The organism is Krasilnikovia cinnamomea (assembly GCF_004217545.1).
Taxonomy (GTDB): domain Bacteria; phylum Actinomycetota; class Actinomycetes; order Mycobacteriales; family Micromonosporaceae; genus Actinoplanes; species Actinoplanes cinnamomeus.
Map to the genome: position 1 here is coordinate 1819237 of NZ_SHKY01000001.1, position 19407 is coordinate 1838643.

16 protein-coding genes are annotated in these 19407 nt (G+C 72.8%); 8 read left to right on the forward strand and 8 right to left on the reverse strand.

The features are described from left to right. A complete protein-coding gene (locus EV385_RS08005; protein WP_130508878.1) occupies nt 1-774 on the reverse strand; it encodes an enoyl-CoA hydratase/isomerase family protein in 774 nt (257 codons plus the stop codon). Between the two features lie 79 nt (nt 775-853). Between EV385_RS08005 and EV385_RS08010 the strand changes: the two genes are divergently transcribed. The 4 genes from EV385_RS08010 to EV385_RS35630 are packed head-to-tail and all read left to right on the forward strand — an operon-like array spanning nt 854 to nt 3230. Further along, a complete protein-coding gene (locus EV385_RS08010; RefSeq protein ID WP_130508879.1) occupies nt 854-1318 on the forward strand; it encodes a DUF6232 family protein in 465 nt (154 codons plus the stop codon). Then, nucleotides 1315-1677, forward strand: coding sequence for a DoxX family protein (locus tag EV385_RS08015; protein ID WP_130508880.1), 363 nt, complete (start codon nt 1315-1317; stop codon nt 1675-1677). The genes EV385_RS08010 and EV385_RS08015 overlap by 4 nt, the downstream gene beginning before the upstream one ends. Before the next feature lie 57 nt (nt 1678-1734). Continuing rightward, nucleotides 1735-2280, forward strand: coding sequence for a PAS domain-containing protein (locus tag EV385_RS08020; protein WP_130508881.1), 546 nt, complete (start codon nt 1735-1737; stop codon nt 2278-2280). Then, a complete protein-coding gene (locus EV385_RS35630; RefSeq protein ID WP_130508882.1) occupies nt 2277-3230 on the forward strand; it encodes a methyl-accepting chemotaxis protein in 954 nt (317 codons plus the stop codon). Before EV385_RS08020 ends, EV385_RS35630 begins: the two co-directional genes overlap by 4 nt. Before the next feature lie 7 nt (nt 3231-3237). Here EV385_RS35630 and EV385_RS08030 read toward each other — a convergent pair whose 3' ends face one another. Genes EV385_RS08030 through EV385_RS08040 form a run of 3 tightly spaced genes read right to left on the reverse strand, consistent with a single transcriptional unit; the run spans nt 3238 to nt 6210 of the window. Next, nucleotides 3238-4143, reverse strand: coding sequence for a ribokinase (locus EV385_RS08030; protein ID WP_130513158.1), 906 nt, complete (start codon nt 4141-4143; stop codon nt 3238-3240). Between the two features lie 23 nt (nt 4144-4166). Next, nucleotides 4167-4982, reverse strand: coding sequence for an ABC transporter ATP-binding protein (locus tag EV385_RS08035; protein WP_242624770.1), 816 nt, complete (start codon nt 4980-4982; stop codon nt 4167-4169). A gap of 49 nt (nt 4983-5031) precedes the next feature. After that, the gene (locus EV385_RS08040) at nt 5032-6210 is read right to left on the reverse strand and encodes an ROK family transcriptional regulator (RefSeq protein ID WP_130508884.1); all 1179 of its coding nucleotides are present in this window, start codon (nt 6208-6210) and stop codon (nt 5032-5034) included. Nucleotides 6211-6402: 192 nt separating this feature from the next. On the opposite strand from EV385_RS08040, the gene EV385_RS08045 reads away from it, so the two are divergent. Further along, complete coding sequence (locus EV385_RS08045) at nt 6403-7857, forward strand: glycoside hydrolase family 3 N-terminal domain-containing protein (protein ID WP_130508885.1); 1455 nt, start codon at nt 6403-6405, stop codon at nt 7855-7857. Here the strand turns inward: EV385_RS08045 and EV385_RS08050 are convergent. Then, nucleotides 7854-8228: a response regulator gene (locus EV385_RS08050; RefSeq protein ID WP_130508886.1), complete on the reverse strand. Its 375-nt coding sequence runs from the start codon at nt 8226-8228 to the stop codon at nt 7854-7856. The two genes, EV385_RS08045 and EV385_RS08050, sit on opposite strands and share 4 nt — an antisense overlap. Nucleotides 8229-8316: 88 nt before the next feature. Continuing rightward, complete coding sequence (locus EV385_RS08055) at nt 8317-9924, reverse strand: sensor histidine kinase (RefSeq protein ID WP_165449414.1); 1608 nt, start codon at nt 9922-9924, stop codon at nt 8317-8319. Between the two features lie 217 nt (nt 9925-10141). Here EV385_RS08055 and EV385_RS08060 point away from each other — a divergent pair, with 217 nt between their 5' ends. From EV385_RS08060 to EV385_RS08070, 3 genes are read left to right on the forward strand one after another with little or no spacing between them, the layout of a single operon-like run. Continuing rightward, entirely contained in the window at nt 10142-10612 is a 471-nt protein-coding gene (locus EV385_RS08060) for a hypothetical protein (protein ID WP_242624771.1), read from the forward strand. Beyond that, nucleotides 10609-11040: a thiol-disulfide oxidoreductase DCC family protein gene (locus EV385_RS08065; protein WP_130508888.1), complete on the forward strand. Its 432-nt coding sequence runs from the start codon at nt 10609-10611 to the stop codon at nt 11038-11040. Before EV385_RS08060 ends, EV385_RS08065 begins: the two co-directional genes overlap by 4 nt. Next, nucleotides 11021-11737 (forward strand): TetR/AcrR family transcriptional regulator, encoded by a 717-nt coding sequence (locus EV385_RS08070; protein WP_130508889.1) that lies wholly within the window; start codon nt 11021-11023, stop codon nt 11735-11737. The genes EV385_RS08065 and EV385_RS08070 overlap by 20 nt, the downstream gene beginning before the upstream one ends. A 325-nt stretch (nt 11738-12062) precedes the next feature. Here the strand turns inward: EV385_RS08070 and EV385_RS08075 are convergent, their stop codons facing one another. Next, nucleotides 12063-14237 (reverse strand): heavy metal translocating P-type ATPase, encoded by a 2175-nt coding sequence (locus EV385_RS08075; RefSeq protein WP_130513160.1) that lies wholly within the window; start codon nt 14235-14237, stop codon nt 12063-12065. Between the two features lie 160 nt (nt 14238-14397). Further along, a complete protein-coding gene (locus EV385_RS08080) occupies nt 14398-19368 on the reverse strand; it encodes an NAD-glutamate dehydrogenase (RefSeq protein WP_130508890.1) in 4971 nt (1656 codons plus the stop codon). Nucleotides 19369-19407: the final 39 nt, after the last annotated feature.

The following is a 19407-nucleotide window of genomic DNA, read 5'->3' on the forward strand; positions in this document are numbered from 1 at the left end:
TCAGCGCCCGGTGAACTTCGGCTTGCGCTTCTGCACGAACGCGGTCGTGCCCTCGACCCGGTCGTCGGTGGCGAACAGGCCCGCGAACAGCTGACTCTCCCAGCTCAGACCGGCGGCCAGGTCCATGCTGAGGCCGCCGTCGACCGCCAGCTTCGCGGCGCGCAGCGCCAGGGCGGGACCATTCAGGTACGGCCGGACCAGCTCGACCGCCGTCTCGTACACGTCGGCGGCCGGTGCGACCCGGTCGGCGAGCCCGATCCGCAGCGCCTCCTCGGCGTCGACCATCCGGCCCGAGAAGATCAGGTCCTTGGCGCGGGCCGGGCCGACCAGCCGGGCCAGCCGCTGGGTGCCACCGGCGCCCGGGATCAGCCCGAGCTTGATCTCCGGCTGGCCGAGTTTCGCGTCGTCGGCGACCACCCGCCAGTCGCAGGCCAGGGCCAGCTCGCAGCCGCCGCCCAGGGCGTACCCGGTGATCGCGGCGACGACCGGCTTGGGGATCCGCGCGACCGCGTCGAACGCCGAGGACAGCGCGGCCGCGCGTACGGTCATGTCCTGGTAGCTGGTGGTGGTGAACTCCGTAATGTCCGCGCCGGCCGCGAACACCTTCTCCCCGCCGTACACGATGACCGCGCGCACGTCCGGGTCCTGCTCGGCCGCCTGCGCCGCCGCCCGCAGCTCCTCCTGGACCTGCGTGTTCAACGCGTTCATCGGGGGCCGTTCGAGCCTGATGGTGCCGATGCCCTCGGTGGTCTCGAGCCGTACGAAGTCGCCCACGCTGCCGCCTCCTCCAGTGTCGATTCACGTCAGCCTACGACGGGTACCCGATAGGGTGGCGGCGGCGGAGGAGGCGGGATTGATCACGTACTACCGGGACCCGGAGGTCGTAGTCACGTCGGCCCGCATCCGCATCGGAGGTCACGACTACCGGCCCGACGATCTCGACCTGGTGTGGCACCGGCGGGGCCCCCGGTCCTGGACGACCGTCGCCGGGCGCGGCGCGGCGGGCATGCTGATCCTCGTCCCGGTTCTCCTCGGTGCGCTCGGTGTCCTGCTGGCGCTGATTCTGGAGGCCCCGGCGGCCACCACGATCATCCTGGGCGGGGGCGGCGTCCTGCTGGGGCTCGCCGCGGTGCCTACGGCGGACGTGGTTCTGGACCGGGTCGACCGCTCGTACGACCGGGGCAGCCGGCCGCTGCAGATCTGGGGCCGGGTGCGCGGCACGGACGTGCTGCTGTTGAACACCACGGACCGGCGGCGGTTCGGCCAGATCTACCGGGCGCTGCAGCGGGCCCTCGAGTCCGGTCCGGTGAAGCGGTGAAGCGGGACGTGATCGCCCTGGCCGCGCTGCTGGCCACCTCGGGCATCGGTCACTTCGCGCGGCCGGGGCCCTTCGACCGCATCGTCCCGCAGGCCCTGCCGGGCAGCCCCCGGACGTGGACGTACCTGAGCGGGGCGGCGGAGCTGGCGGTGGCCGCGGCCCTGGTCCGGCCGGGCAGCCGGCGGCGGGGTGCGCTGGCGGCGGCCGGACTGTTCGTCGCGGTGTTCCCGGCCAACGTCAAGATGGCGCTCGACTGGCGGCACGCCCCGCCGGTGTACCGGGCCGCCGCGTACGCCCGCCTGCCCCTGCAGGTGCCGCTGGTCTGGTGGGCGCTACGGGTGGCCCGCTCGGCGCGCTGAGCCGAGTTCGCGAAACCGCCGCGCACCGGCGGCCGGACGGGCGAGGATCAGGGCACCATGACAGCCCACACCCAGGTACGCCCGACGGGCGTCGAGCGCACCTTCGGCGATGACGAGATCATCGTCACGAAGACCGACCCGCGGGGCATCATCACGTACGCCAACGACGTGTTCCTGCGGGTCTCGGCGCTGACCGAGAACGACGCGATCGGCTACCCGCACAGCCTGATCCGGCACCCGGACATGCCGCGCGCGGTGTTCAAGCTGCTCTGGGACACCCTGGAGCAGCGCCAGGAGATGTTCGCCTACATCAAGAACCTGGCCGTCGACGGCGCGCACTACTGGGTGTTCGCCCACGTCACGCCGACCGTCGACGTGACCGGGCAGGTGGTCGGCTACCACTCCAACCGGCGCCGCCCCGACCCGCCCGCGGTGGCCGCGGCCGCGGAGCTGTACGCGGAGCTGCGCGCGGAGGAGCAACGGCACGCCGGGGCGCGACAGGCGGTGGCGGCGTCGCTCGCCCTGCTGGACGAGAAGCTGGTCGCGCGCGGACAGACCTATGAGGAGTTCGTGTGGGAGCTCACGAACAAGGCCAACCCGTGAAGCATCGCGCCAAGGGAACGGCCGTCCGGCATCGGGCCGAGGCACCGGCCGTCACCCCGGCCGACGCCGGCACGGCGCTGCGGTTCATCGCCGAGGTGTGCCGTCGCGCGCAGGCCGGTGACCTGGAGGCGCGGCTGCCCCCGCTGGGCGACTCGGAGGCGGCCGTGGCGGCGCGCTCGGCGATCAACGGACTGCTGGACGTCACGGACGCGTACGTCCGGGAATCGGGTGCCTCGCTGGCCGCCGCCGCCGAAGGGCGGTTCCACCGCCGGTTCCTGACCCGGGGCCTGGGCGGCGCGTTCCGCTCCGGGGCGGAGCTGATCGCCCGGTCGACCGACGCGATGAGCGACTCGGCGGAGCACCTGGTCGAGGCGCGGCAGTCCCGGGTGTCGCTGGCCGACGAGCTGGAATCGGCCGTGCTGACGGTCTCCGAGCAGGTGGCGACCGCCGCGACGGAGATGGGTGCGTCGGCCAAAGGGCTGGCGGACTTCGCCCGCGACGCGGTGGCCGACGCCGAGCGGGGCCTGGAGACGGTGGGGTCGCTGCGGACGTCGTCCGAACAGATCCGGCACGCGGTCGACCTGATCAACCAGGTGGCGTCGCAGACCCGCCTGCTGGCGCTGAACGCCACGATCGAGGCGGCCCGGGCCGGGGAGGCCGGTCGCGGCTTCAGCGTGGTGGCGGGCGAGGTCAAGACGCTGGCGAACGAGACCAGCAGCTCCAGCGAGGAGATCATGACCCAGGTCAGCACGGTGCAGCAGGCGGCCGCCGACGCCATCGCCGTGCTGGAGGCCGTGACGGCCAACATCCGGGAGATGAGCGGCCTGGTCGACGGCATCGCGACCGCCGTGGACGGCGGCCGGGACGCCGGGACGACCGGGCTGTCCCAGCTGGCCGAGGTGCTGCGCAGCGAGGTCAACCGCTTCGTCACCACGGCCCGCCAGGGCTGAGGTCCGCTCAGTCGCCGCCGTACAGCGCGTCGATGTCGGCGCGGGTGGGCAGCGAGACCGAGGCGCCGACCGTACGCACGCAGGCGGCGCCCGCCGCGGCGGCCCACCGCACCGCCTCGACCAGGTCGCGTCCCTCGCCCCAGGCCACCGCGAGCGCGCCGGTGAAGGCGTCGCCCGCCGCGGTCGAGTCGGCCACCGCCACCCGGTACGCACCGATCCGCTCGTCGCGGCCGTCGCGCTCGGCGTAGCGGGCGCCGTCGGCGCCGAGGGTGAGCACCACCCGGGGCGCCAGGGCCAGCAGGGCGTCCACGTCGGGTTCCGCCTGCCCGGTGACGGCCCGCGCCTCGTTCTCGTTGACGACGAGCAGGTCCACGGCCGCCAGCAGGTCGGGTGGCAGGGGCCGGGCCGGGGCCGCGTTGAGCACCACCCGGGTCCCGGCGGCGCGGGCCACCCGGGCGGCCTCGGTGACCGTCGCGGCGGGGATCTCCTGCTGGCAGACGAGGACGTCGGCGGCGCCGATCACCGCCCGCTCCGCCGCGGTGAGGTCGGTGAAGGTGCTGTTCGCGCCCGGGCTCACGATGATCGAGTTCTCGCCCCGGCGGTCCACCATGATGACGGCCACCCCGGAGGGGCCGTAGCTGACCCGTACGTGATCCGTGTCCACTCCGGAGGCGGCCAGCCGGGCCTTCAGCGTCACCCCGAACGCGTCCGAGCCGATGGCGCCGAGGAAGGTACACCGGCCGCCCGCGCGGGCCGCCGCGATGGCCTGGTTGGCGCCCTTGCCGCCGGGGACCATGAGGAAGTCGTCGCCGAGCACGGTCTCCCCCGGCAGCGGCAGCCGCTCGGCGAGGCCGACCAGGTCCATGTTGGCGCTGCCGGCGACGACGATCCCGGGCTCAGGCGGTGCCGGCATGTGCGTGCGCTCGGTGCTCTCGCTCACGCGCCACGCGCGGTGTACCGGTCGCCGGTGCGCTGCACCACCAGCGGCAGGCCGAAGGTCTTGGACAGGTTCTCCGCGGTCAGGGTCTCGCCGAGCAGACCGGCGGCCACCACCGTGCCCTCCCGCAGCAGCATGGCGTGGGTGAAGCCGGGCGGGATCTCCTCGACGTGGTGGGTGACCAGCACCATGGCGGGAGCGTCCGGGTCGAGGGCGAGGTCGGTGAGGCGGGCGACGAGGTCCTCCCGGCCGCCCAGGTCCAGCCCGGCCGACGGCTCGTCTAGCAGCATCAGCTCCGGGTCGGTCATCAGGGCCCGGGCGATCTGGGTGCGCTTGCGTTCGCCCTCGGACAGGGTGCCGAACTCGCGTTCCGCGAGGGGGCCCATGCCGAGCTGGTCGAGCAGGGCGCGGGCGCGGGCCTCGTCCTGGGGGTCGTACTGCTCGCGCCACCGGCCCACCACGGACCATGCCGCGGTGACCACCACGTCGAGCACCCGCTCGGTGGGCGGCAGCCGGTCGGCGAACGCGCCGGTGGTCAGGCCGACCCGGGTACGCAGCTCGTTGACGTCCGTGCGGCCCAGCCGCTCCCCCAGCACCCAGGCCGTGCCGCGCGACGGGTGCATCCGGGCCGAGGCGAGGTTGAGCAGGGTGGTCTTGCCCGCGCCGTTGGGGCCGAGCACCACCCAGCGTTCGTCCAACTCGACCTGCCAGGACAGGCCTCGGACGAGGAAGTTGCCGCCGCGGATCACGCTCACGCGGTCGAACTTCAGGACGGTGTCGGCGTCGGGGGGCGTGGGTGCGGCAGCGTCGAGCACGGCTCCATCCAACCACGCACCGGTCCGGGCCCCGGACGGCGTGCCGCGCTCATCCCGTGGTGGAGCCGAACACCTCGTCGCGTACGGCGTCGAGCGCGGTGCGCAGCGCCCCGGTCAGCACGGGCTCGGCGGCCACCTCGCTGAGTACGACGCGCGGCGAGACCAGGCTGATCGTGGCGACCTCACGTTCGACCCGTTCGGCGAGGGCGGCGCCGCCGGCCTGGTTGACCTCGCCGCCGAGGACGATCAGCGGCGGGTCGAGCACGGCGCAGGTGGCGGCGACGCCGAGGGCGAAGCGCCGGGCCAGTTCGTCGAGAACGGGCTCACCGGGCTCGCCCGCGGCGACCGCGGCCCGCACCACGTCGGCCGCGGCGGCGCCCTTGAAGCCGTGTTCCCGGCCGATGGCCTTGACCGCGTCGGCCCCGGCGATCGTCTGGTACGCGCCCTTGACGCCGTGCCGGGACGCGTTGCGCGGGATCTCGGCCCCGGCCACCGGCAGGTAGCCGATCTCGCCGGCCGCGCCGGAGGCGCCGTGGTGCAGCCGCCCGTTGATGACGCTGGCCAGGCCGACGCCGCGGCCGACCCAGAACAGCACGAAGTCGTCGACCCCGACGGCCGCGCCGGTGTGCGCCTCGGCGATCGCGGCGAGGTTCACGTCGTTGCCGAAGACCACCGGCGTGCTGAGGTCCTTGCGCAGCTCGTCGAGGAGGCCGCGGTGCCAGCGGGGCAGGTCCCAGGCGAAGGAGATCTCGCCGGTCGTCGGTTCCACCAGGCCGGGGGTGCCGAGCACGACGCGGCGTACGGAACTCATGTCGGCGCCCGCCCGCGCCGCGGCCTGCACGACCGCGCTGTGCACGACCCCGACCGGGTCGTCGGTGTCCCTGGTCGACAGCTCGACCCGGCCGATGATGGCCCCGGTGATGTCGGCGCAGGCGGCGAGCACCCGGTCGGGGCCGACGTCGACGCCGATGACGTGCGCGCTGCCGGGGGTCACGGCGTAGAGCTGGGCGTTGGGCCCGCGCCCGCCGGCCTGCTCCCCGACGCGGCGCACCAGGCCGCGCTCCTCCAGCCGCTCGACCAGCTGCGAGGCGGTTACCTTGCTGAGGCCGGTCATGGCGCCGAGCTGCGCCCTGGTCAGCGGGCCACGGGTGAGCAGCAGTTCGAGGGCCGCGCGGTCGTTGAGCGCGCGCAACAGCCGGGGGGTGCCCGGGAGGCGGGTGGCGGCCATAGCTCCTCTGTCCCCTAGTATTTAGGATTGTTTCCTATTACAGTGGCGGCGCACATCAGGTAGCCGCAGCGTAACGGTCGGCACGCTACCCGACTGCGGTACGTGGCCTATCGACACCCGACGATCATGACAGTTCACGGCCCGCGAGGACCAGGGTGCGAACGGCCGGACCCGCGAACGGAAAGGACACCCATGGCGACCGATCCCGGACTGCGCCGCCTCGGCCTGCGGACCCTGCTGGCGGCGTTCCCCGGCACCTCCGCACCGGACTGGGCCGTGGCCCTGCTCGACGAGGGGCTCGCCGGTCACACCCTGTTCGGCACGAACGTCGCCGACCGCGACCAGGTCGCCGGGCTCACCGCCGAGCTGCGCCGGGCACGGCCGGACGTCCTCATCGCCATCGACGAGGAGGGCGGCGACGTCACCCGGCTGGCACACCGGACGGGCAGCCCGTACCCGGGCAACGCCGCCCTGGGCGCGGTCGACGACGTGGATCTCACCCGATCGGTGTACGCCGCCATCGGCACGGACCTGGCCGCCACCGGGGTGAACCTGAACCTGGCCCCCACGGTCGACGTGAACACCGCGGACGACAACCCGATCATCGGCACCCGGTCCTTCGGCGCCGATCCGGCCCGGGTGGCCCGGCACGCGGCCGCCGCCGTCGCGGGCCTGCAGGAGGTCGGCGTTGCCGCCTGCGCCAAGCACTTCCCCGGGCACGGCGCCACGGTCGCCGACTCCCACCTGGAGCTGCCCACGGTCGACGTGCCGCTGGCCGTGCTGCGCGAGCGGGACCTGCCGCCGTTCGCGGCGGTCGTCGCGGCCGGCGTCCAGGCGGTGATGACCGCGCACATCCGGGTGCCGGAACTGACCGGCGACGGTCCGGCCACCTTCAGCCCGGCGGCCGTGACCGGCCTGCTGCGCCACGAGTACGGCTTCCGCGGCGCGGTGGTCACGGACGCGCTGGAGATGCGCGGCGCCGCCGAGTCCGCCGGTGGCATCGGCCAGGCCGCGGTGCGTGCCCTCGCCGCCGGTGCGGACCTGCTCTGCGTCGGCGCCGACGTGGATCACGCCCTGGTCGAGGCGGTGGTCGCCGAGATCGCGGCCGGCGTGCGCGACGGCCGCCTGGCGGCGGGCCGGCTGGAGGAGGCCGCCGAGCGCACCGCCACCCTGGCCGCCTGGGCCAAGTCCGGGAACGGAGCGGCACCGCTCGACACCACACTCGGGTACGCCGCGGCGCGCCGCGCGGTCCGCGTCGAGGGCTCGCTCACCGGCCTGGCCGGCCCGCTCGTCGTGCACCTGGAATCCGGCCACTCCATCGCGGAGGGCCGGGTCCCGTGGGGCCTGCTGCCGCACCTCGACGGCACGGAGCAGGTGTCCGTGGTGGCCGCCGAGGCGTCCGCCGAGGCGCTGCTCGGCCGGGCCGGTGCCCGGCCGATCGTCGTGGTCGGACGGCATACCCACCGGGCCACGGCCACCCGCGCGCTGATCGAGCGGCTGGCCGCCGCCCGCCCGGTCGCGGTGGTGGAGATGGGCTGGCCCTCGGCCTGGCGCCCGGTGGGCGTCCGCGCGTTCGTCACCACGTACGGCGCCAGCCACGCGAACGGGCGGGCGGCCGCGGAGGTTCTGGGCCTGGCCGCCCGCTAGGGGTCGACCGCCGTCCGGGTGAGCACGTCGGTCACCTCGGTGAGCAGCGCATCGGGCAGGAACGGCTTGCCCACCACCGCGTCGAAACACGCCAGGGCGTGTTCGTCGTACGCGTCGATCGAGCCGCTGACGACCACCACCGGGATGTGCCGCAGTTGCGGGTCGTCGCGGATCGCCTGGCACAACTGCTGGCCGTCCATGTTCGGCATGCGAAAGTCCGTCACCACGGCCTGCGGATGGTGCTCCCGCACGGCCGCCAGCGCCGCGACGCCGTCGGCGGTGTCGATCACCGTGTGCCCCGCACCGCGCAGGACCCGCTGGATCACGAACCGGATGTCCTCGTCGTCTTCCGCCGTCACAACCACTGCCATCTGATCACCGTCCTCGCCGCAGCATTGCCGTGACCGGGGTCCGAGGTCCGGCCGACGGCGCGAACTCACGCTGTCGGGTGGTGCGGCCCTACTCGGGCGACGGTGGCGGCTTGGTGGGTAGCTGGATCACGAACTTGGTGCCCGGGGTGTGCCCGTCGGCCAGGTCGATGGTGCCGTGGTGGCGCTCGATGATGGCGCGGGTGATGACCAGACCCAGGCCGGTGCCCGGGATGCGCTTGTCCACGGCGGTCGAGGCGCGGTAGAAGCGGCGGAACATCCGGGGGCGGTCCGCCAGCGGGATCCCGATGCCGGTGTCGGCGACCGTCCAGGTGACTTGGTCGGTCGGACCGGTGTTGACGGACACCGTCACCGTCCCACCGGACGGGGTGTACTTGATCGCGTTGGAGAGCAGGTTGTCGGCGACCTGGCGCAGCCGGTGCGGATCGGCGTACAGCGGCACCTCGGGCGGCACCAGCACGTTGACGGTCAGCGCCTTGGCCTCGGCGAGACCGGCGTGGGCCTGCACCGCGGCGCCGACGATCGCGCTCAGGTCGGTGGGCTCCGGACGCATCCCCAGGTGGCCGGACTCCAGGCGACCGAGGTCGAGCAGGTCTTCGGCCAGCACGGACAGCCGTTGCGCGCTCCGGGAGATGGTGCGCAGATAGCCCCGCTGGTCCTCCAGCGACAGGGTGTCGAGTTCCTCCTCGGCCAGCGACGCCGTTGCCATGATCACCGACAGCGGGTTGCGCAGCTCGTGCGTGACCAGGGTGAGGAACTCGTCCTTGGTGCGGGCCAGCTCGATGGCCAGTTCCTCGGCGCGGCGCCGGTCGAGGTACTGGCCGAGCTGGGCGGCCACCCCGGAGAGCAGCGCCATGACTCCCTCGTCGGTCTCCTCGACATGGTCGCCGTAGACGCACAACGCCCCGAGGGACTGCTCGGCGGCGCAGATCGGCACCCCGGTGGCCAGGTGCAGCCCGGCGCGGGCGGCGGCACGGCTGCGTACCGATCTGCTGTCCTGCGCGAGATCGGGGATCCAGTGCGCGCGGTTGTGCAGGAACACCCGCCCCGGCAGCCCCATGCCGGGTTCCATCTCGTCGACGGCGAAGTGGCCGATGTTGCGGCCGCGCTCGACATAGCGGGCCTCGCAGCACAGCAGCTGCCGACGCTCGTCGACCAGCCACAGCTCGACAACCGGCCATTCCATCCGTACGCCGAGCGCCTCGACGACCCGGGCGGCCGCGGTCGCGCTGGAGTCGGCCTCGGCCAGGCCGCGCGCCACCGCCGACTCGACCGCGAGGAACTGGCTGGCCCGCTGGGCGGCCGTCACGTCGTGCGCGAAGGCGTGAAACATCCGGCCGTCCCGCTCGTCGGTGGCCGTCAGCGTCAGCTCGACCGGAAACTCGTGCCCGTCGCGGTGCAGCGCGAACAGCTGGAGCCGCTGCCCCAGCACGCGGCCGGGTTCGTTCGCCGCGAGCCGGGCCAGCCCCGCGCGGTGCGCCGCGCGGTACCGAGCCGGGATGATCAGTTCCTCCACGGTCCGCCCGCAGGCGTCGGCGTACGAGAAGCCGAACGTCCGCTCGGCGGCGGGATTCCAGCTGACCACCCGCCCGGACGCGTCGATCGCCACGTACGCGTCGAGCGCAGCCGCGAGGACCGCGTGCGGATCGTCCGGCACGGCATTGCAGCTGACTTCCATCACACACCCCCCCAGGAGCTGCCTCGGCCGCCCGCAGGGCGGTGGCGACGCAGCCTCCGGAAGCCTACCCAGGTCACCGGCCGACCAATCCCGTAACGAGGACTGTCGTCCGGCTGTCCGCATCAGGACCCGAAAAGGGGTTCGAAGCCGGTGCGGTGATCACCAGCACATCTCTTGAACGCGTTCAAGAAGGGGCTTAGGCTGAGCCCGGCGATAGTTGAACACGTTCGAGAAAGGCAACACCGTGGATCACAAGGTCTGGATGTATCTCGCCTACCTGGTCGTCAGCGTCGGGTTGACGGTGTGGGTGGCCACCACCCTGTCGCGCAACGGGCTGGTCTTCCTGGAGGACGTGTTCGACGACGACCGGCTGGCCCGAGCGGTCAACCATCTGCTCGTGATGGGCTTCTACCTGCTCAACCTCGGCTACGTCACGGTGGCCATGCGGTCCAGCGCGACCGTGCCCGACGCCGGACGGGCGCTGGAGGTGCTCTCCACGAAGATCGGCCTGGTCCTGCTGGTCCTCGGCGTCCTGCACTTCTGCAACGTCTTCTTCCTCGGCCGCTACCGCCGGGGCCGGCTGCGCCGCCAGCAGGGCCAGCCGCCGCTGCCACCCGCCGGGCGCCTGCCGATCCACCCCCAGCACCCGCAGCACCCACCGGCCGCACCGCAGCCGGGCCTGGCGTGACCGGGCCCGGCACCGCCGATCCGGCCGGACACGGGGCCGGCCGGGTCAGCGGGTTCACCGTCCTGTTCGACGCCGCGTGCCCGGTGTGCCGGACCGCGCGGCGGTGGCTGGCGAGCCGCGCCCAGCTCGTACCCCTGGAGTTCGTCGCTGCCGGGTCCGCCGAGGCCCGGCGGCGCTTCCCGGGCCTCGACCACGCCGCCACGCTGCGGGATCTGACCGTGATCGCGGACACCGGGGACGTGTACGTGTCCGACGGCGCCTGGCTGGCCTGCCTCTGGGCGCTGGCCGACCACCGGGCGACGGCCGAGCGGCTCAGCTCGCCCCGCCTGCTGCCCACGGCCCGGCGCTTCATCGCCGCCGCGTCCGCCGTCCGGGATCGGACGCGCGCGGCAGACTACGGTGACCTCCGTGACGACCGCTGCCTCTGACCCGCCCCCGGTTCAGGCCGGTGAGGGAAAACCGCGCCGGGCCCGGGGCGAGCAGACCCGCGAGCTGATCCTGCAGACCGCGTTGCGACTCTTCCGCGAGCGGGGCTACGCCGAGACCACGATGCGCGCGATCGCGAAGGAGGCCGGGGTCGCGGTCGGCAACGCGTACTACTACTTCGATTCCAAGGAACACCTGATCCAGGGGTTCTACGACCAGAACCAGGCCGCGCACCGGGCTGCCGTGGCGCCGGTCCTGGCCGCCGAGCGGGACTTCGCCGCCCGGCTGCGTGCGGCGCTGCATGCGGGGATCGACGTGAACGCGCCGTACCACGCGTTCGCGGCGACGTTCTTCAAGACCGCCGCCGAGCCGTCGTCCCCGCTGAGCCCGTTCTCGGCGGAGTCGTCACCGGCCCGCGAGGCGGCCATCGGGATCTTCCGCGACGTGGTGGAGGGCTCGTCGGCCAAGCTGGACCCGGAGCTGCGCAAGGAACTGCCCGAGTTGCTCTGGCTGGGGTGGATGGGGGTCGTGCTGTTCTGGGTCTACGACTCCTCGCCGGATCAGCGCCGGACGCGGCGGCTGATCGACGGCGTCGTTCCCCTGGTCGACCGGCTGGTGGCACTGTCCCGGCTGCGGGTCCTGCGGCCCGCGCTGCGCCAGGTCACCAGCCTCATCGCCACACTGCGTAATGACACTTGATCACTTTTCGCAACTACCTGCAGTTACGCAAGGTAATCGGAGCACGCATCTTCTGGCGTTGGCCTGCGAGGTTTGAGGATCTTATCTGCGGGAAATCCGCATCTGTCGCCCGGAGCCGGCCAACCGAACGGCCAGATCCCGTACGGAGCGCTTCCGATTAAGGGCAATCACCACCTAGCGTTACATCTGGTAGGTGGATCTGGGGACGCCGCGGGAAGCTGGGATACGGGACCATCCTGACTCCCCGCGGCACAGACAGTGAGCCGGGCGCGGCCCGGCGGCTTCGGGAGCAGCCGCCGTAAGCGCCCGGCTCACCCTGCCTTGTCTACGCGGGCTGGTCCGGCCGGAAGCGGCGCAGCCGCAGGCTGTTCAGCACGACGAAGACCGAGCTCAGCGCCATCGCCGCACCCGCGATCATCGGATTGAGCAGTCCGGCCGCCGCCAACGGCAGCGCCGCCACGTTGTACGCGAACGCCCAGAACAGATTGCCGTGGATCACCCCGAGGGTTCGCCGCGACAAGCGCACGGCGTCCACGGCGGCGAACAGGTCATCGCGCATCAGGGTCAGATCCGACGCCTCGATCGCCACGTCCGTACCGGCGCCCATGGCGATCCCCAGATCGGATCCGGCCAGGGCGGCCGCGTCGTTCACCCCGTCGCCGACCATCGCCACGGTCCGGCCGTCGCGCTGCAGGCGCCGTACCGCGTCGAGCTTGCCCGCGGGCAGCACCCCGGCCACCACCTCGTCGATGCCGACCTCGGCGGCCACCGCCTGCGCCACCGCCGGCGCGTCGCCCGTAAGCAGGATCGGGGTCAGGCCCAGCCCGCGCAGCCGCGCGACGGCGGCCGCGCTGCTCGGGCGTACCCGATCGGCGAGGCCCAGCCGCCCGAGCACCGCACCGTCCGCGCGGACCGTAACCCAGGTCCGTGCTCCCTCAGCCGTGACGTCGAGGCCCGCCGGCCCCGTCGCGCCGTCGGCCCGCCCGGCCGCGTCGACGTCGTCCTCGCGGCCGACCCGCACGTCCACGCCGCCGACCCGGCCGCGCACGCCGACCCCGGCCGAGGCCTGGAAGTCCGTGATCGCGGGCAACGGCCCGCCTGCGGCGACCGCCGCGCGCGCGATCGCCCGGCCCAGCGGATGCTCCGACGCCGCCTCCACCGCCCCGGCCAGCCGCAGCAGTTCCGCGCGGTCGCCGCCGGGCACGGGCACCACGTCCACGACCTCCATCCGGCCCGTCGTCACGGTGCCGGTCTTGTCCAGCACGATCGTGTCGATGCGCCGCGCCGACTCCAGCGCCTCCACCCCGCGCACCAGGATGCCCAGCTGGGCACCCCGGCCCGTGCCCACCAGCAACGCCGTGGGGGTGGCCAGGCCGAGCGCGCACGGGCAGGCGATGATCAGTACGGCCACCGCCGCGGTGAACGCCGCCGTGGTCTGCGCCCCCGCGCCCAGCCAGAACCCGAGCGTGGCCACCGACAGCGCGATCACCACCGGCACGAACACCCCGGAGATCCGGTCGGCCAACCGTTGCACCGCCGCCTTGCCGTCCTGCGCCTGCTCGACGAGGCGGGCCATCTGCGCGAGCTGGGTGTCCGCACCGACCCGGGTGGCCCGGACGACGAGCCGGCCGCCCGCGTTCACCGTGGCGCCGGTGACCGGATCCCCGGCCCGGACCTCGACCGGGACGGACTCACCCGTGAGCATGCTCAGGTCCAGCGCGGACGCCCCATCGACCACCACGCCGTCGGTGGCGATCTTCTCCCCCGGCCGGACCAGAAACTCGTCGCCGACCGCCAGCTGTTCGGCCGGGATCTCGCGTTCGGCGCCGTCGCGCAGCACCGTGACCCGCTTCGCGCCCATCTCCAACAGCGCCCGCAGGGCGTCACCGGCCCGCCGCTTGGCCCGCGCCTCCAGATAGCGCCCGGCCAGCAGGAACGTGGTGACCCCGGCCGCCGCCTCCAGGTAGATGGCGTCCTCGCCGCCACCCGCGCGCAGCTCGAACGGGTGCGTCATGCCGGGCATCCCCGCGTCGCCGAGGAACAGCGCCCACACCGACCAGCCGAACGCCGCCAGGGTGCCCAGGCTGACCAGGGTGTCCATGCTGGCGGTGCCGTGCCGCAGGTTCACGAACGCGGACCGGTGGAACGGCCACCCGCCGTACCCGACGACCGGGGCGGCCAGCGTGAGCGACAGCCACTGCCAGTAGGTGAACTGCCAGGCCGGGACCATGGCCAGCACGACGACCGGCACGGTCAGCACCGCGGAGATGATCAGCCGGGTACGCAGCGGGTCCGCGGCCGGGGCGGGCGACTCCTGCGGCGCGGCGGGCAGCGCGGCGGTGTACCCGGTCTTCTCCACCACCGCGATGAGGTCCGCGGCGGTGATCTCGGGCGACACCGTGGCCCGCGCCTTCTCCGTGGCGTAGTTGACCGTGGCGGTCACGCCGTCGAGCCGGTTGAGCTTCTTCTCGATCCGGTTGGCGCAGGCCGCGCAGGTCATCCCGCCGATCTCAAGCTCGATCTGCCGCGTCACACCCCCACTCTATACCCCTCGGGGGTACCCCGCACCGGCCAGCTCCCCGCGCGGGCCTCGACCGCCCGAAGACGCGACGCCCCGCCGCAGGGCAGCGGCGGGGCGTCGGGTCGTACGGTCGGGCCGGTCAGCCGGCGGCCGCCGAGGTACGCACCAGGGTGCGGATCTGGCGCAGCAGCACGGACAGCGCCGCCAGATCCCCGGGGGTGTCGTCCACGTTGCCGATGGCATTGCCCGCCCGGGCGATCGACGCCGCGTTGACCTGCGCCCACTCCGAGATGCGGTCCGCCGGGGGCAGCTCCGACTCGGTCGACTGCAACACCTCCGCCGTGAGCGCCGCCAGTGCCGCGTACAGGTCGTAGCGCAGCGCCATCCGGGCCAGCGTCTGCCACCGGTCGTTGCGCGGCAGCTCGGAGATGCGCGACAGCAGCACGTCGATCTGGAACCGCTCGGACATCTCGAAGTAGACCGAGGCCACCTCCGCCGCCGGCCGCCCCGTCTGCGCCGCGGTCTCCAGCACGTCCAGCAGGCCGAACGCGTACGCGACCCGGGTGGTCGCCTCGGCCAGCGACTGCGGCACCCCGGCGGCGACGATCTCGTCCACGTGCTCGGCCATGGCCTGCCGCTCCGCGCCCACCACCAGGTTGAACATCTGCGGCAGCAGCTCGCTCACGCCGGGGCCCAGCCGGGCGGTCTCGCCCGCCACGTCGATCGGCGAGCGCCGGGTGCTGACCAGCCAGCGCACCGCCCGGTCCAGCAGCCGCCGGGTCTCCAGGAACACCCGGATCTGCGCCCCGGTCGGCGCCTTGTTGTCCAGCCGCTCGGCCGCCTGCCACACCTCCCGCAGGCCGAAGACGTCACGGACCACCACGTACGCCCGGATGACGTCCGCCGCCGACGCGCCGCTCTCCTCCATCGCCCGGAAGACGAACGACGTCCCGCCCCGGTTGACCACCTCGTTGACCAGCGAGGTCGTGATGATCTCGCGGCGCAGCCGATGCCCGGCCATCCGGCCGGAACACCGCTCACGCAGCGGGGTCGGGAAATACCGGGTCAGCACGTCGGTGGTCCAGGCCTCGTCGACGATGACGTCCGCGAGGACCTCGCGCTCCAGCGTCATCTTCACGTACGCCAGCAGCACCGCGAACTCCGGCGCGCTCAGTCCCTCGCCGGACTCGTACCGGGCGGCCAGCGCCTTGTCCGTCGGCAGGGCCTCCAGCTCCCGGTCGAGCTGCCCCGACTGCTCCAGCTCCTTGAGCATCCGCCGGTGCACCGGCAGCAGCGAGTGGGCCTGCGAGCCGGCGTTGCCCAGCGCGGTGGCCTGCTCGTAGTTGGTCCGCAGCACCAGCGCCGCGACCTCGTCGGTCATCGCCGCCAGCAGCTCGTCGCGCTCCTGGATGGACAGTTCGCCGTCGGTGACCGCGCCGCCGAGCAGGATCTTGATGTTGACCTCGTGGTCCGAGCAGTCCACCCCGGCCGAGTTGTCGATGAAGTCGGTGAAGATGCGCCCGCCGCTGCGGTGCTCGGCCTCGTCGGTGGCACCGCCGGACCGGGCGAACTCGATCCGGCCGCGCTGGGTCAGGCCCAGGTTGCCGCCCTCGCCGACCACCTTGACCCGCAGGTCCTTGCCGTTGAGCCGAATCGCGTCGTTGGCCTTGTCACCGACGTCCGCGTGCGACTCCGTCGACGCCTTCACGTACGTGCCGATGCCGCCGTTCCACAACAGGTCCACCGGGGCGCCCAGGATGGCCCGCATCAGCTCGACCGGGCTCATCGCCGTGACCGAGTCCGCCAGCCCCAGCGCCGCCCGCACCTGCGGGGACACCGGGATCGACTTGGCGCTGCGCGGGAACACCCCGCCGCCCTCGCTGATCAGCGACGTGTCGTAGTCCGCCCACGACGAGCGGGGCAGGTCGAACAGGCGGCGGCGTTCCGCGTACGAGGTCGCGGCGCTCGGGTCCGGGTCCAGGAAGATGTGCCGGTGGTCGAACGCGGCCACCAGCCGGATGTGCTCCGACAGCAGCATCCCGTTGCCGAACACGTCGCCGGACATGTCGCCGACCCCGACCACGGTGAAGTCCTGCGACTGGCAGTCGACGCCCATGTCCCGGAAGTGCCGCTTCACCGACTCCCACGCACCGCGCGCGGTGATGCCCATCTTCTTGTGGTCGTAGCCCGCCGAACCGCCGGAGGCGAACGCGTCGCCGAGCCAGAAGTCCTTGGCCACCGAGATCTCGTTGGCGATGTCGGAGAACGTCGCGGTGCCTTTGTCGGCTGCCACCACCAGGTACGGGTCGTCCGCGTCGTGGCGCACCACGTCGCGCGGCGGGACGATCTTGCCGCTGAGGATGTTGTCCGTGACGTCCAGCAGCGCCGTGATGAACATCCGGTAGCAGGCCACGGCCTCGTCCCGGTCCCCAGGCTTGAGCTTCAGCACGAAGCCGCCCTTCGCGCCCACCGGCACGATCACGGCGTTCTTCACCATCTGCGCCTTGACCAGGCCCAGGATCTCGGTGCGGAAGTCCTCGCGCCGGTCCGACCAGCGCAGCCCGCCCCGGGCCACCGCCCCGAAGCGCAGGTGCACCCCCTCGAAGCGCGGGGAGTACACGAAGATCTCGTACTTCGGGCGGGGCGCGGGCAGCTCCGGGATGGCCTGCGGGTCCAGCTTGAACGCCACGTACGACTTCGGGCGTCCACCCACCGAGCGCTGGAAGAAGCTGGTCCGCAGCGTCGCCGAGATCAACGTCAGGTACGAGCGCAGGATCCGGTCCTGGTCGAGGCTGTCCACCCCGTCCAGCAGCTCCGTGATCCGCTCGACCAGCTCACCGGCCCGGCGGGCCCGCTCCTGCTCGCCGATCTCCAGCCGTGGCGAGAACCGCGTCTCGAACAGCTCCACCAGCCCCCGGGCGATCTCCGGGTACGCGATGAACGTCGACTCGACGTAGCGCTGCGAGAAGTGCCCGCCCGCCTGCCGCTGGTACTTGGCGTACGCCCGGAGCACGACGACCTGGCGCCAGGTCAGCCCCGCCCGCAGCACCAGCTCGTTGAAGCCGTCGACCTCCACCTCGCCGCGCCACGCCGCCGCGAACGCGTTCTCCACCTGCGGGCGGACCTCGTTCAGCTCCCGGTGCCCCTGGGGCGGGCGCAGGCCGAAGTCGTAGATGTAGATGGTGCCGTCGCCGCGGCGCACCTCGTACGGGCGCTCGTCGACCACCCGGACACCCAGCGAGTGCAGCACCGGCAGCACGGCGGAGAGCATCATCGGCTCGCCGTACCGGTAGACCTTGAACCGGACGTCGTTCTCGGCGGCCGTGGCGGCGGCGTGCACGTGCGGCTTGCGGTACAGGTGCATCTCCAGCTGGCCGCGCTCCTCCAGCAGCTCCAGCTTGGCGATGTCCTGCACCGCCTCGTACGGGGTGTGGTCGTCCTTGTAGCCGTCCGGGAAGGCGGGGGCGTAGCGGGCGAACAGCTCCCGGGACGGCTCCTCGCCCAGCTTGCGGTCCAGCACCAGGGAGAAGTCGTCGTCCCACATCCGGGTCGCGTCGGCGAGGATCTCGGCCAGCGCGTTCGGGTCGACCTTGCCCGGCGGGTCGGCCGGGTCGGTCCGCACGATGAAGTGGATCCGGGCCAGCATCCGCTCGGTCACCCGGGTCGTGTAGTCGACCCCGATGCCGTTCAGCTCGCGCAGCAGGATCTCCTGCATGCGCAGCCGGTTGTGCGTGGTGAACCGGTCCCGGGGCAGGTAGATCAGGCAGGAGATGAACCGGCCGTACCCGTCGCGGCGCAGGAACAACCGCAGCTGGCGGCGCCCCGCCATGCGCAGCACGCCGATGACCGCCTCGTACAGATCATCGGTCTTGATCTGGAACAGCTCGTCGCGCGGGTACGTCTCCAGGATCTGCATGAGGTCCTTGCCGGAGTGCCCGCGCGGCGACAGGCCGGAGCGGTCCAGCACCTCCATCACCTTGCGCCGCACCACCGGCAGTTCCCGCACGCTGGTCCGGTACGCCGAGGAGGAGAACAGCCCCAGGAACCGGCGCTCGCCGACCACCTGACCGTCCGCGTCGAAGACCTTGATCCCGACATAGTCCAGGTACGCGGAGCGGTGCACGGTCGCCCGGGAGTTCGCCTTCGTAATGATCAACAGGCGCTTCTCCAGCGCCCGCTGGTACGCCTCCGGGGTCATCGAGGACAGCTTGCGCGGGGTGTTCTGGTCGCCGCGCAGGATGCCCAGCCCGCTGCCCGGCACCGCCACCAGCAGGTCCCCGTCCAGCCGGTACTCGCGGTAGCCCAGGAACGTGAAGTGATCGTGGGCCAGCCACTTGAGCAGCTCGATCGCGTCCGTGACGTCCTTGTCCGGCACGGGCAGCTTGGTGTCCGAACCCCGGGCGGAGGCCAGCTCGTCGGAGATCACCAGGGCCCGCTGGCGCATCCGGGCCCAGTCGTCCACGGCGTCGCGCACGTCGGTCAGGATCCGGCGGACCTCGTTGTGCAGCTGCGCCCGGGCGGCCGCGTCGCGGACCGGGTCCAGCTCGATCCGGATCCAGCTCTCCACCAGGTCGCCGTCGATCGCGTCGTCCGGCTCGACGTCCGCCTCCACCTGAGCCAGCGCGCCCAGCGGCTGGCGGCGCACCACGATCAGCGGGTGCACCAGCAGGTGCACCTGGAGCTGATGGGCGTTGAGCAGGGCGATCACGGAATCGACCAGGAACGGCATGTCGTCCGTGACAATCTGCAGCACCGTGTGACACTGGGTGTTGTCCGGAGCGTGGATCGCGAGCTTCAGCTCGCCCGGCAGGCGGTCGGTGGCGAGGTCGCGGTGCGCGAGCGCGGCGGCGTACATCTCCTTGGGGGTGTACCCGACCAGCTCCTCGTCCGGCGCGAAGCGCCAGAAGCGGTCGACCAGCGCGGCCGTCACATGGTCGTCGCCCGCCAGGGCGACCGCCTGGGCGACGAGTCTCTCGCCGTTCGGCAGGGGCTCGTCCAGTACGGCGTCCTCGCCGGAGGAGCCCAGTCGGCCCGTCAGGGCTAAGCCGGGGCCCGCCGCGAAGTCGAGCTCGGGATCGGATTCGGTCGCTGCCTCGTCGGCGACAGCCATGGTCTGGCGCTCCCCTCACCCACGACACTGTGGGTTCGA

What these genes read in the sequence shown, in the direction of transcription:
- EV385_RS08075 (WP_130513160.1), bottom strand. Translation starts at nt 14,237, where the DNA reads ATGACCTGCGCGGCCTGCGCCAACCGGATCGAGAAGAAGCTCAACCGG.
- EV385_RS08045 (WP_130508885.1), top strand. Translation starts at nt 6,403, where the DNA reads ATGGCGACCGATCCCGGACTGCGCCGCCTCGGCCTGCGGACCCTGCTG.
- EV385_RS08050 (WP_130508886.1), bottom strand. Translation starts at nt 8,228, where the DNA reads ATGGCAGTGGTTGTGACGGCGGAAGACGACGAGGACATCCGGTTCGTG.
- EV385_RS08030 (WP_130513158.1), bottom strand. Translation starts at nt 4,143, where the DNA reads ATGCCGGCACCGCCTGAGCCCGGGATCGTCGTCGCCGGCAGCGCCAAC.
- EV385_RS08055 (WP_165449414.1), bottom strand. Translation starts at nt 9,924, where the DNA reads ATGGAAGTCAGCTGCAATGCCGTGCCGGACGATCCGCACGCGGTCCTC.
- EV385_RS08020 (WP_130508881.1), top strand. Translation starts at nt 1,735, where the DNA reads ATGACAGCCCACACCCAGGTACGCCCGACGGGCGTCGAGCGCACCTTC.
- EV385_RS08040 (WP_130508884.1), bottom strand. Translation starts at nt 6,210, where the DNA reads ATGGCCGCCACCCGCCTCCCGGGCACCCCCCGGCTGTTGCGCGCGCTC.
- EV385_RS08080 (WP_130508890.1), bottom strand. Translation starts at nt 19,368, where the DNA reads ATGGCTGTCGCCGACGAGGCAGCGACCGAATCCGATCCCGAGCTCGAC.